The sequence below is a fragment of the Rhizobium sp. RHZ01 genome, from assembly GCF_014851595.1.
Classification (GTDB): Bacteria; Pseudomonadota; Alphaproteobacteria; order Rhizobiales; family Rhizobiaceae; genus Rhizobium; species Rhizobium altiplani.
Genome location: NZ_JACUZZ010000022.1, coordinates 1 through 13,116, shown reverse-complemented (window position 1 = coordinate 13,116; position 13,116 = coordinate 1). Strand labels below are relative to the sequence as shown.

The following is a 13,116-nucleotide window of genomic DNA, read 5'->3' as shown; positions in this document are numbered from 1 at the left end:
CTCCCCGAGTTGCTACGCATTTTTCAAGAACAAGTGGTCAGCCGAGATCACCTCCGGCGACCGGCAGTATGCTTCCAGTGATGTATGAGGCCTCGTCGGACGCCAGGAACAGGATTGGCGCAGCCTGCTCGGCGATGCTGCCGTAGCGTTTCATGAAGCTCGATTGCTTTACCTGCGCGACGACCTCGCCCATCCAGGTCCTTTCCTCGTTGGTGTCGCCTTCGGCGTTCCGAGGGATAGACCTTGCAGGGGCCTCCGTGCCGCCCGGCGCGGTCGCCACGACGCGGATGTTCCGTTCGGCCAACTCCATTGCGAGCGACTGGGTAACAGCATTGACCCCACCTTTCGCCGCCGAGTAGGGCACGCGGTGAATGCCTCGCGTTGCGTTCGACGACACGTTGACGATGGTGCCGCCGCCACGCGCCAGCAGATGTGGAATGACGGCGTGGCATCCGTAGAGTGTCGGCATCAGGGATCGACGTATTTCCGCATCAATCTGCACCGGCTCGAATGCCTCGAAGGGACGCATTCGGATCGCACCGCCGACATTGTTGATCAATATGTCGATTCCGCCGAAGGTTTCCGCGGCGAAGCGCATGGCTTCCAACGCGCCGTCGCAGGTCTCGAGATCAGCGAGAAACGAGGCCGCATTGGCGCCCGCCTCGCGGGCCACGTCCCTCACAAGCTCAGCACGATCCACCAGAACTACGCGAGCGCCTTCGTCGGCCGCGCGCAGCGCCACGGCGCGGCCAATTCCTTGCGCGGCCCCCGTCACAACGATCACCTTGCCAGCAAAGCGTTCCCGATAGCTGGTCATCGTCATGCCGCCTCTTTCGCGACCGCATTCGGCGTAAACTTCTCATAGTAGAAGCTGTTGGGCCTCACACCATTGTCGTCGAAGTGCCTGCGCACCGCATCGACCATGGGCGGAGGGCCGCAAAGATAGACGTCGACATCACCGCCATGAAGAACCTCTTCCGGCATATGCTGCGTCACCCAGCCTTTGCGCGGGTGGCTGGAGGCATTCTCGGCCACGACGGTCGTGAAGCTGAAATTCGGCAGGCGGGCGGCATAAGCCTCGATCTCATCGACGAGAACGAGATCGAGATCGCGCGTCACGCCGTAGATCATGTGGATCGTCTGGTCAGATTCAGCGCGGGCGAGCGTTTCAAGCATCGAGAGGAAGGGAGCAAGCCCGGTGCCGCCGGCCAGAAACAGCAGCGGGCGCTTCACTTCACGCAGATAGAAACTTCCCAGCGGACCAATCAGGTCAAGCTTGTCGCCTGGCTTTGCCCCGGCGAGCCAGCCGCTCATCGCACCATCGGGAATCCGCTTGATGAGAAAGGCGAGACGCTGGTCGCCCGGCGCCGAAGAGAAGGAGTAGGAGCGGCTCTGACCATAGCCGGGAACGTCGATATTGACGTACTGGCCGGGCAGGAAGGCCGGCGAGGATGCCGTATCCACTTCCAGTTCAAGGACAATCGCAGCATCTTGGTGTGGCGTCACGGCAGTAACGGTCGCCGCAAACTTCTGATGGCCGGTCTTGCAGGCGAGCGAGGTCGTCGGCACTGAAAGAACGCAATCCGATGTCGCTCTCATCTGGCAGGTGAGCACCAAACCGCTCTCCGCCTCGTCCGCGGTCAGGGCGTCCTCGATATAATCGTCACCGAGGTCGTAGCTGCCGCTTTCAGCCTGGCACTTGCAGGTGCCGCACACGCCGTCGGAACAATCCATCGGCAGGTTGATCTTGGCGCGATAGGCAGCGTCGAGGACCTTCTCGCCGCTGTTGCATCCGATGAAACGGGTAACGCCGTCCTCAAAATTCAATGCGATCTTATAGCACATGGCTCCTCCTCCGGGCCGCGGTTGCACGAGCCGGCCCTCAGATGTGATAGATGTCGATGACCTGGCGGATGTAGTCGTTCTTCAGCACGATCTTCTTGTCCGAGATCAGCAGCCCGCCGCCGGCCCTTCGAAGGGTGACGAACATGGTTCCGAAAAACTGGTCGGTGACCTTGTAGCGATGGTTCAGCGTGTGGAAGTTGTAGCGGACATCGACCTCCTCACCACGGTCCTCGAGAATCTCGACGTTCGTGACATTGTGGCTGGTGCGCGGTTCCGGGGTCGAAGCGCCGGAGCGCTCCGTCTTGATCCGGAAGACGCGATCTTCCAGACCATCCCGGCTCGGATAGTAGATCAGCGATATCTGGGTCTGCGGATCGTCGGTGATCTGGTCGTCGTCATCCCATGCCGGCATCCAGTAGGTCACGTCGGGTGTGTAACAGGTCAGCCATTCATCCCACTGCCGATCATCCAGCAGCCTTGCCTCACGATAGAGGAAGGCACAGATGTCCTGGTACGAAGACGTGGTGATTTCCGGAAACGAAATGGTCATGCCGCACCTCCGCTCTTTTCCATCGAGAGGGCGTCACGCATGACCTTGGCCCAGTATTCGTGCTGGCGAACGAACAGGCCTTCATCTTCACTGCGTTCTCCAGAAAGCAACGGCTCGATGCCCATCCGCTTCGCATTCTCATCCGGGCCATCGATCCAAAGCGGTGCGCCTCTCGACAGGTCATTCCAGAGCGCAGAGATGCCGGCATAGCCGGCCTGGCACGCGCGAAATTCCTCAAGATCGTCAGCCGTGCCCATTCCGGACACGTTGAAAAAGTCCTCGTACTGGCGGATCCGCAACGTCCGGTCGGCTTCGCTTTCGCCTCTCGGCGCAAAGCAGAAGATGCTGATCTCGGTCTTGTCGACGCTGATAGGACGGGTCACGCGGATCTGCGTGCTGAACTGGTCCATCAGGAACACGTTGGGGTAAAGGCAGAGATTGCGTGTCTGGTTGACGATGAAGTCAGCCTTCTCCTTTCCAACGCGTGCGACAATCTCGTCGCGACCGCTGAAGACTGGCCGCACCTCGGGGTTCATCGTGTTTGTCCACAGAAGGATGTGCCCGTTTTCGAAGCCGTAGACGCCGGCTACAGACTTGCTCCACCCGTTGGCGTCGACCGCCTTGGTACCTTCTTCCGTGCGGCGACCCATGGTGGCGGAGTAGTTCCAATGAACGGAGCTGACGTGGTATCCGTCGCAGCCATTCTCCATCTGCAGCTTCCAGTTTCCGTCGTAAATGTAGGACGAGTTGCCACGCAGGACCTCAAGACCGTTGGGGGCCTGATCGACGATCTGGTCGATGATGACTTTGGTCTCGCCGAGATAGTCCTCAAGCTCGGCGACATCGGCGTTCAGGCTGCCGAACAGAAAGCCTCGGTAGCTCTCGAAGCGGGCCACGCGCTTCAGGTCGTGCGAGCCGTCCTTGGCGAATTGAGCTGGATACTGGCTGGATTTTTCGTCCTTTACCTTCAGGAGCTTGCCTGAGTTCGAGAACGTCCAGCCATGGAACGGACAGGTAAAGCTGCCCTTGTTTCCATGCTTGCGCCGGCACAGCATCGCGCCTCGGTGCGCGCAGGCATTGATCACGGCATGCAGTTCGCCGGTCTTGTCGCGGGTGATGACGACCGGTTGGCGACCGATATAGGTCGTGTAGTAGTCGTTGTTATCAGGAACCTGGCTCTCATGTGCGAGATAGACCCAGTTGCTCTCGAAGATGTACTTCATCTCCAGTTCGAACAGGTCGGCATTGGTGAAGATGTCGCGGCGGCAACGGAACACGCCAGCTTCCTTGTCGTCTTCAACTGCGGTTGCCAGCAGTTGGTCAAGATCTCGTGCCTTCTCGATAATCGTGGACATGGCTTCTCCTCCCGCTGCGACGCCCTTCAAGGTCCGCCGTAGCGACAATTTCGGTTTTGGGACGGGAAGCGGCGGCCGGGGCCGCCGCGTGGCTCCTAGGCCGCGGCGCGCTTGCGCAGTTCGTTGATCTGGTTGTCGACGCCGTCCACCAGCGCGGTCAGATGAATATCGAACTTGATCTCGGCGAAGGGGCCGGAAAGACTATTGGCCTTGATGCTGACCTCGTCGGTATGCTCGACGATCTCGGGAACGAGCCCGTCTCGGGTGGCGTAGGCGAAGTCGTCGTTGACAAGCGGATCGCCGGCGATGTTGATCTGGGTGGTCAGCTTGCGATGACCGTCGCCGCTGATGAACAAGTGGATATGAGCCGGGCGCTGGCCATGGCGACCAAGAGCGGAGAGCGCCTGCTCGGTCGGGCTGCCCGGAGGAACGCCATATCCCTTCGGAACGATGCTCTGGAACTTGTAACAGCCCTTATCGTCGGTGACGATCGTGCGCCGCATGTTGAAGGGCGCCTGTTTGCCTGTCGGGTCGAAGTGGGAGTAGAAGCCGCGGGTATCGCAGTGCCAGACTTCGACGGTGGCATCCGGCAGCGGCTTTCCGTCGTCGCCGTAGACAGTGCCGTGCATGATGAGCGTATGGCCATTGGTGTCCGTGCCATCGTCAAGACGGGCAAAGCCATGTGCGATAGGAGCGCCGGCGACGTAGAGGGGGCCTTCGATGGTGCGAGGGGTCTCGTTCTTGATCCCCAATGCTTCGTCGATCGCGTCGAGCCGCTCATCCAAAAAATGATCGATGCCGAGGCCGGGCGAAATCAGGCCTGCCTGTCCGGCCGCACCGATCTCGTTCAGCCAGGCAATCCCTGTCCAGTATTCGTCCGGCGTGATGTCGAGGTCGTCGATCGCCTTGTAGATGTCGGACAGCAATCGGTGAACGATCTGCTTGACCCGTGGATTGCCGTCCGGCTTGTCGAGACCGGCAACCTTGGTCAGGAAGTCCTGGACTTCCGGCTTGTCGAAGATCTTTACACTCATGTCTTTTCCTCCACTTGGGTGATGTGAACTTTGAGCGCCGTCTCCTCCTGAGACGCCGCCAGCGAAGCGATCAGCTATCGTCTTCGCGTATGGATGATGGATGTCGAAGGAGCGGCGAGACTTCGATCTTCATGAACTTGAAGAGCGGAAGCCCCGACAGGACCTCGTGAAGCTCTGCGTTGTCTTTTACGTCGAAGACGCTGTAGTTCGCGTACTCGCCGGCGATGCGCCAGATATGCCGCCATTTCCCAATGCGCTGCAGTTCCTGCGAGTAAGCCTTCTCTTTGGCGATGATCGCTTCCGCTTCCGACGCGGGAAGATCGTGCGGGAGGTTTACGTGCATGCGGACATGGAAAAGCATCGAATTACCTCCACTCAGCCAACGATGCTGATTGTCTTGCGAAGCCCGTCACGGGCGAAAAATGCGACGCGCTCCTCGTCGAGCTCTATCCCCAATCCCGGTCCATCCGGAACCGTCAGCTCAAAGTCGCTGTAATCAAGGGGGCGGATCAGGATCTCCTCTGTCAGAAGCAACGGACCGAAGAGCTCGGTTCCCCATTGCAGCTTCTCGAACGTAGAAAAGGCATGTGCCGATGCGATGGTGCCGAAGGCACCCTCGAGCATCGTTCCACCATAGAGTTCGATGCCGGCAGCATCGGCGATCGACGCAACTCTCTGTGCGTTGAAGAGCCCGCCGCTCTGCGCAATCTTCACCGCGAATACATCCGCGCCGGGGATTTTCGCCAACTCAAATGCTGACTCGGGACCTTTCAAGGATTCATCGGCCATCAAAGCCACCTGGAAGCGATGCATTAAGCGCGACAGCGCCTGCGACGATGCCACCGGCTGTTCGACCAGTTCGCATCCTGCGGCGGCCAATGCGTCCATGCCGTAGACTGCTTCCGTTTCACTCCACGCCATGTTGACGTCGACACGGACCGCCCCGCGGTCACCAAGGGCGCGCTTGATAGCAGATACATGAGCAATATCGGCGGAGAGGCTCTTTGCGCCTATCTTGAGCTTGAAGATCTTGTGGCGCTTGAGATCAAGCATCTTTTCGGCTTCGGCAATGTCCCGCGCGGTGTCGCCGGATGCGAGCGTCCACGCGACCGGCAGACGATCCCGCAGCCGGCCGCCCAGGAGTTCACTCACCGGCTGGCCGATACGCTTTCCATGCGCATCGAGCAGCGCCGTCTCGATGGCATTCTTGGCGAAGCGATTATCCTTCACCATCTTGCCGACGCGGGTCATCAGAGCGCGGATGCGAGTTGCGTCCTGTCCGACCATCACCGGAGCAAAATATGTATCGATCGCCAGCTTCATACCTTCGGGGCTCTCGCCCCCGTAGGCGAGACCTCCGATCGTCGTTCCTTCACCTATACCGACGACGCCGTCGCTGCAGTGAACTTTGACCAGCATCAGCGTCTGGCCGTTCAGGGTGGTCACTGATAGCTTGTGCGGTCGTATGGTCGGCAAATCGACCAGTATTGTTTCAACCCGCTCGACAAGAGGGTGAAGGCTGGCGGACAGAGCGAGATGGGTCGATGACGTTTTCATGGGGACAGTTTGTCCGGCCATCCAATCTGCGTCCAACACCGATTTGGTTTGTTTTCATACCTTGGCGGTATAGTAAGGTGGCGTGCGAGCTCAGAAATCCGAGCGCTGGACCAGGTCGCCGATCTCAATGATCATCGGTGATTTCAACACTTTATTCAGGTGTGATGTCATGCAGAACCGCGACTTGCGGGCCGCTTTAAGCTATCCGGCATGTCTCATTTGCGCGAGCGGTTTCTTGCGGAAACTTCGCTCCTTACCGCCCTGCCCTGGCCAGCGACCGTGCGATGTCGACGATATCGTCACAGCCAGCGGTCGGATCTTCTCTATTCCAGGCAATACCACGCCCGATCCGGAAGTCGCCGCCACAAGAGCACTTTGATCGGAACGCGATCCCTGCCACTGCAATCGTTGTGCCGATAGCATGTGTTTATTGAGCGTCCGGCGCAGGCTCAAAAGTGCGCGTCCTCAAGGCCGCAGAATGGATCCACAGGGTTCACGCCCACGAAGGGCTTGCGACCAAGCATGCAGTCAACGACGGCTTCCTGGACGCTGTCCATTGTGGAATATGCGTTGATGTAGGCCGGTACCCGTGGCGCATCGTAGAGATGATATGGATGCCCGAAGGAGATCATTATTGACGGAATATTCGTCCAAGGCCGATACATCGCCTTGAAGAGACCCCCGCCCCCCATGCGATGCCAGTCGACAAATATCCTGCCCCGCACGAGCAGCGACTCATCGCCCAGCGCATAGACCACGAGATCGAAATCATCAGGCGATGGCACAATGTCGGGTCGGTCAATCGTGACTTCAAAACCCTCCTTCTCCAAAAGCTCGGGAAGCACAAATTTCAGAGGCTGCGGGATGAGCGGATGGATGATACCCCCGTCGACCAGCAGCACACGCTTCGTCTTGGTCGGATGGAGTGGGAAGATGCCTTGAACATCCTTCACGAGCGTCGGCGATCGTCCGATGAACTCCCTCGATGCGGCCACGTTGTCCGGATGCGCAAGCAGGCGGCGCGCTTCGGCGGCCTCAGGTAGAACATCCGACGACTGAAAAAGCTTGAGGTGCGCCTTGAGCGCCAGCACGCGCAGTACGGCTGCCTCGAGCCGCTCAGAGGTAATTCGGCCGTCTTCAACGGCGGCCTTGACCGCAGCCATATCCTTCTCAGGCGCATCGCTGAAGAGGATCATATCACAGCCATTGGCAATGATGTCAGGCATTGTCTCTGTGTGGTGGCCCCAAGCTGAAAGACCTCCCATGGGTGTCGCGTCGGAGACGATGAGGCCATTGAAGCCGAGTTCGTTCCGCAGGAGGTCAACGTTCAACAACCGGGAAACCGAGGCCGGTCGGAAGGCTTCAAGATCGGCATCCGGCACTTTCGATCGGACATAGGCTGGAAACGAAATATGCCCGCTCATTACAGCCAGCACGCCTTCGTTGATCAGGGTTTTGTAGAGGCGACCGAAGGTTTTCTTCCACGCCTCCACCGAAAGCGGATTTGTCGTGGTAACAAGGTGCTGATCGCGGTCGTCGTATCCCTCGCCAGGCCAATGCTTCGCGGTGGCAGCCACACCATTTCGTTGGAGACTACGAACATGGGCAACCGCATGACGCTCGATCTTGTCGACATCGGAGCCATAAGAACGGGTACCGACGATCGGTGATCGGAAGGCGGCATTAATGTCAATAACTGGCGTGAACGACCAACGAACACCCATTGCGCGCCCTTCGCGTGCCAGGATTTCCGAACTTCTCTCTGTTGCCTCGACATCGTCAACAGCCGCAAGCCCAAGTTGGCCGAGCACCGGGGTGCCGAATGCAAATGAATGTCGGCTGCCTTCGAGGTCGGCGCTGATGATAGGGGGAACTTTGCTCCTTGACACGAGGTCGGAAATGACACGCCGCTCGAAGTCAAGATCGGGCGTAAAGAAGCGGGTTACGCCGCCAGGTTTTAGCGTACCAATGCGTTTGAACTCCTCTTCATCGGTCCCGATCATGATCAAGATGAAGAGTTGTCCTATCTTATCGTCGACGTCGAGCGAGGCATAAACGTCACGAACCCAAAGGATCGCAGGCTCATCGAGGTTGAAAGGCGCTTTGCGAAGTTCGTCGTAGGCCGTCATGATTCTCTCCCCAAGGTGGCACGTCGACCGGTGGTCACGTTCGCATTTGCACAATACCCATATCGTGCAGCTCCGAACCAAGGAAATACCGCCCTACCTCCTCATTCGAGCTGCATTTGCCGACTGCCGCCGCCTACTCAGGCAATTGACTAGCCGATATCTGGAGTTACGGCGTGTCCGCCGAGCCTTTAGCCACTATGCCACTCTGCGCCGCAGGCTGCCAACGACAGTGCTGATTTCTTCCTCCAGATGTCGCCCTCGATAAACGAACGACGTTTCGTGGCGTGCGTATTGGCCGCGTCGATCGGCGCTGAGCCAGTTGTAAGAGCCAATGCAAAGAAGGTCCGAGTCGATCGCCACTATCTTGCTGTGCAGCTTCGGAAGCTTGTGCAGCCGAACCCCGATTTTTGAGAAAGCCTTCTCGACCGCTTCCATCTGAGTCAGTCCATTAGGAGCCTGGCCTTGGTTGAGCAGCGGATCAGCAAACACGTCGACTTCGGCGCCTCGCTGCACAGCGGCTTCGAAGGCGGCCAGAAGCCCACGGCGTTCCATTGTGGATGCGATCACCCATGGGCTGACGATAGTGAAGCGGCGACCACCGCCGGACAGCGCATCCAGAAGGAAAGCATCGTGCCCCGCAGCATCCCGCAGCATCTGAATCTGACTGTCCCCCTGCTTCAGGTCGTCGCGCGGCTCGACCGCAAACTCAAGCGCATTCTTCTCTGACGCGAACAGGAAGTCGGCGAGGATTGCCCTTGGTGACCCGGCTTTTGCGGCCGCCATAGCATCCATATCGCCAAACACAAGGCAACTATCCTTTGCCCGTGAGACCATCACGTTCAGCATGCTGGGCGACGCGTCGATGAAACCGCCGTCTGCGTGTTTCGAGTAGACGGGCGAGAAGATCACAATTGGTCGTTCGGCGCCCTGCAGCGCGTGCACTGTTCCTATGGTCATGCCATCGCGCCCTTCGACCGCAATCCTTCGGCCGACGCATGCGTCCCGAATTTCGCGAACCTGTCGGCCAAACGGGGTTACGATGGCGACAATCTTTTCCAACGGCCGGCCATAGCGAGCCTCCAGTCCAGCCCGATTGGCATCAAGCCAAGCAGCAATAGTTTGCGCCTCGAGCGGATTGCAGCGACTGCTCCCCGAGGTATGTGCACGGCCGTCTATATGCAGATATCCAAGCGCTGGAAGACCAGCGTCTGCTGGCGCCTTTCCCCGTAACGGTCGCAGCTTTCCCTTGTAGCACAGAGCATTGCTGAAGCTGATGATCTCGTCGTAGCAACGCCGGTGTTCGAACAGATAGAGACCCTTCTCGAGATCCGGGTAAGGCGACACACGGCAGGCTTGCTGTGCAAGGCGCATGGCACTGCCATTGGTCGAGCAGATCCCGCGGTCGACAAGGGTGTCGATGCCGGATTCGTTCGGGAGAAGGCCACTGCTTCGGAGATTGCTCACATCCACAGGCCGGGGAACCGATGAAATCGGCTCGATCTGTTGGGTATCACCAATCACCAAGGCGCGCTTCGCCAAAGAGAAAGACGCCCCGCAAACTTCTGGCAAGACCTGACCGGCTTCGTCGACGATCAAAAGGTCGATGAAATTAAAGAGATACTCGGTCGCCCATTTGCCACCGTCACGGCGTGTGTACGTCATCTTGCCTGGCAGGCTGGCAAATGTTGCCACGGCACAAGGCGTCAACATCATGCGGCGGTGCCAGCGGGGGATGACTGTCGCCTTTCCGTTCTTGCCTTTGGAGGTGACGATCCCGGCAAGATCAGCCTCCATTGCCAGAAGCCAGCGACCTTCCCAGTAATGCGTTGCCAGAAGGAAGAGGGAGAACCGAAGATCCAGATCTGCCTGACGTTCCAGTTCTGCGACGTCATTAGCGCCGCTCAGGACCTCTCGCGCACTAGCCCAGCTTCTTTCCGCCTCCTGGAAACTAAGACGCAGGGCTCTGGCCGTTGCGAGTGACTGTTCCGCGGATTGCAGCGCCTCTTCCCCAGTCCGAAGCTCGGCTCGAATCCTGTCCTCGATCTCTGAAACCCGTCTGGCAGTCTCCAACCCTGGCATAAGATCGCCAATGGCAAGTCGCGCTCGCGCGACGCGCTTCTCTTTCACAGAAGTCAGGAAGCCCACCAACATGACCAGCGAGGATTCAGACGCCAGATGCTGGTCCAGTGCAGCCCTCGCCTCCCGGAGCTTTTCAACAGCGGCCGTTCGGTTCGCGGCCTCTTCAACGCGCAGATCCTCAGTAACATCCGGGTCGGTGCCCAGGCTTGTTTCAAGAGCAGAGCGCGCCGCGCGATACGCGCTGTTGGCACGGTCGATCTGCGCCAGCTTGTCTACCTCACCCGCCATCCGCTTCTGCAGCGCCTTCACCACAGACTCCACATCGGGGTTGCCAAGTTCGGGAAATGCCGACCTCGCCGCCTGCAGATAGGCTTTTTTGGCGCGCTCGACATAGACGACGGTCTCGCGCTCGACCTGAAACTCTTCGGTCTGGTAGCGACGGGCTGCTTCAAGACGTCGAGAATGCGACGCAAGGAACATCCCGAAGCTTTCCACCTCAGGCAACCACCGCCCTGCAAACGGACCCACTCCCCTATCGAAGTCCTTTCCGAAAGCGTCGATAATATTCGTCACTGCTTGGTTGTTGGAAGACGCCGCCACGATCACCGGCGGGTCCTCACCGCGAAGCGCTGCACGCACCCACAGGCCCGCCACGGCCGATAGCAGCATGGTGGTCTTGCCGGTCCCTGGCGGGCCGTTCACGGCGATCACTTCTCCCGGCGCGGAGGCATCCAGCCAAGCCAGCACTTGCCTTTGCTGTTGGGCCAACGGGAAGTTCGGGTTTGAGTGACCAAGTCGCCGGGAAAACTCCTGTTCAATTCGATGGTCCGGGTCCGCGGCGCCCCCCTCCGGCCGGGCAACCTGCTTCAGCAATGGCGTCTCGGGTGTCTCGGCCAGAAGCTTGTCATACAGGTCGAGGATACCCCGCACTGTCACATTTGCATCCTCGGCCGGTTCCAGAAACCCGGAACCGATCGGCTGATAATCCGCATCCCCGCGTGGCCAACCCTGCGAAACGGCATCCACCATCTTCCTGCAATGGCCAAGGTAACTCTCCCAGCCGCCGGTAGCTGACATATCCGGCAGAGGCGTTTCGGTTAGGAATTTGTCCAGGGCATCGACAGAACCGATGGCAAACTCACCAAAAGGAAGAGGCGTCAGCAGATCGCGAGCAAGCGCGTTGCGCGTTGGAGTGATCTGCCCATCTCGATCAACTGTCGCCTCTGTCACGACCGGTGCGACGATTTCAGGGAACCCTCCCGCTCGCACTGCCCCGTGCGAAGACTTTCGCGCCGCAACCAGAGGCCAGAACCGAACGGCGACCGTCTTGGCCGAAGTCTGGTCTCGGAACAACCGGTCCAAGACCTCTTCGGGCAGCAAGCCAGTTTTCAGGGCGGCCGCAGAGATTTCGACGAAACGCTTGCGGTCAGACTGCGTGAATTTTCCTTCGCCCAGCGCGCCGTCGGCAAGCGAAGTTCGCCAGTAGCGCAGATTATCTCGGATGCTTGCAGTCATGATATCTGCGATACTCGCGGTTTGCCTAAGGTAGGATGCAAACATACAAGACAAAAAGCACAATGTAGTCCATCCCGCCCCGGCAAACGTCAGTAAAGGGATGCCGAAGCGGTCTTTCCGCTTCTCAATGGTTTCGCACGCATACCCGTCTGTGGCCTGATTGCCCACAATAACAACGGCCGGCAGAGGGCGTTGATCGCCTGCCCGGCGTCATGCGAGCCGTGCTTCGCAAGAACCTGACGGTGCGTGGCTTCATTCAGCGCGATTCGCCGACCAGCGGCCCGATTTTCTCAGCGAGGCGTCGGCATGGCTGGCCGACGGCCGCCTGAAATTCCGCGAGGACATCGTCGATGGCCTGGAGAATACCCCGGGGCCTTCATCGGCCTGCTGCAGGAATTTCGGGAAGCTGATTGTACGTGTCAGCGAATAACATCAAAAATTGAGATGCCCGCTTGGCTCGGCGGCTAGCGGAATGCCTGCAGCCTGCGAATACATTGCGATGCAGTCGAAGAGGTTGGCATCCATCCCATCAGCAAATTGGGCGGTCATGCGGATTGGCGCATAGTCAGTTTTTTGTGCTCTCGTAGGTCGTCCGTCGTTCATAACCTCGACGACGGGATGATCGACCTGCTCCGATCCTTACCGCCCTGCCCTTGCCAGCGACCGTGCGATGTCGACGATGTCGTCGCGCCCAGCGGTTGGGTCCTCCCTGTTCCAGGCGATGCCAAGCCCGATCCGGAAGTCGATCCCGCGTACCTTCTTCAGCTCTAAACCGCGATTGGGAAGATCCAGTGTCCATTCCGGGGCAAAGCCGATACCAAGCCCGGCAGAGACCAGCGACACCAGCGCATAGGTATCATCGCAGCTGAAGGCAATGTTGGCGGTGAGGTCGTATTCCGCGAACTTCTCATTGAAGTAGCGCTCGGTTGTATAATCGCATTCCATCCGTCAAGAGGGGTTGAGCATGCGGTATCCTCACCGGGTTGAAGGAAGGCAACGCGGCGCAATCCGAATTGTCGGTTTGGCCCTCAGCGGCCATGTCCTTCAGAGCT

Annotated in this window: 9 protein-coding genes and 2 pseudogenes; 1 reads left to right on the top strand and 10 read right to left on the bottom strand. The window is 59.0% G+C overall.

Translation table 11 applies throughout. The annotated features are described in order from the left end of the window. Nucleotides 1-37: 37 nt before the first annotated feature. The 9 genes from benD to IB248_RS21145 form a co-directional block, all read right to left on the bottom strand. Nucleotides 38-823 (bottom strand): benzoate diol dehydrogenase BenD, encoded by a 786-nt coding sequence (gene benD, locus IB248_RS21185; protein ID WP_192241606.1) that lies wholly within the window; start codon nt 821-823, stop codon nt 38-40. Continuing rightward, complete coding sequence (gene benC, locus IB248_RS21180) at nt 820-1,845, bottom strand: benzoate 1,2-dioxygenase electron transfer component BenC (protein ID WP_192241605.1); 1,026 nt, start codon at nt 1,843-1,845, stop codon at nt 820-822. The genes benD and benC overlap by 4 nt, the downstream gene beginning before the upstream one ends. Before the next feature lie 37 nt (nt 1,846-1,882). Then, nucleotides 1,883-2,395 (bottom strand): benzoate 1,2-dioxygenase small subunit, encoded by a 513-nt coding sequence (gene benB, locus IB248_RS21175; protein ID WP_192241604.1) that lies wholly within the window; start codon nt 2,393-2,395, stop codon nt 1,883-1,885. Next, entirely contained in the window at nt 2,392-3,750 is a 1,359-nt protein-coding gene (locus IB248_RS21170; RefSeq protein WP_192241603.1) for a Rieske 2Fe-2S domain-containing protein, read from the bottom strand. The genes benB and IB248_RS21170 overlap by 4 nt, the downstream gene beginning before the upstream one ends. A 95-nt stretch (nt 3,751-3,845) precedes the next feature. Further along, nucleotides 3,846-4,784, bottom strand: a complete 939-nt coding sequence (catA, locus tag IB248_RS21165; protein WP_192241602.1) for a catechol 1,2-dioxygenase — start codon at nt 4,782-4,784, stop codon at nt 3,846-3,848. Between the two features lie 70 nt (nt 4,785-4,854). After that, nucleotides 4,855-5,145: a muconolactone Delta-isomerase gene (catC, locus tag IB248_RS21160; protein WP_192241601.1), complete on the bottom strand. Its 291-nt coding sequence runs from the start codon at nt 5,143-5,145 to the stop codon at nt 4,855-4,857. Between the two features lie 14 nt (nt 5,146-5,159). Further along, nucleotides 5,160-6,341: a muconate/chloromuconate family cycloisomerase gene (locus IB248_RS21155; RefSeq protein ID WP_192241600.1), complete on the bottom strand. Its 1,182-nt coding sequence runs from the start codon at nt 6,339-6,341 to the stop codon at nt 5,160-5,162. Between the two features lie 449 nt (nt 6,342-6,790). After that, a complete protein-coding gene (locus tag IB248_RS21150; protein WP_192241599.1) occupies nt 6,791-8,470 on the bottom strand; it encodes a glycoside hydrolase family 3 N-terminal domain-containing protein in 1,680 nt (559 codons plus the stop codon). Nucleotides 8,471-8,665: 195 nt separating this feature from the next. Next, nucleotides 8,666-12,064, bottom strand: a complete 3,399-nt coding sequence (locus IB248_RS21145) for an AAA domain-containing protein (protein WP_192241598.1) — start codon at nt 12,062-12,064, stop codon at nt 8,666-8,668. Between the two features lie 108 nt (nt 12,065-12,172). Between IB248_RS21145 and IB248_RS31840 the strand changes: the two are divergent. Further along, nucleotides 12,173-12,494, top strand: a pseudogene (locus tag IB248_RS31840) (NADP-dependent oxidoreductase); the annotation flags it as partial. Nucleotides 12,495-12,703: 209 nt separating this feature from the next. Here IB248_RS31840 and IB248_RS21140 read toward each other — a convergent pair. Continuing rightward, nucleotides 12,704-12,991, bottom strand: a pseudogene (locus tag IB248_RS21140) (LysR substrate-binding domain-containing protein); the annotation flags it as partial. Nucleotides 12,992-13,116: the final 125 nt, after the last annotated feature.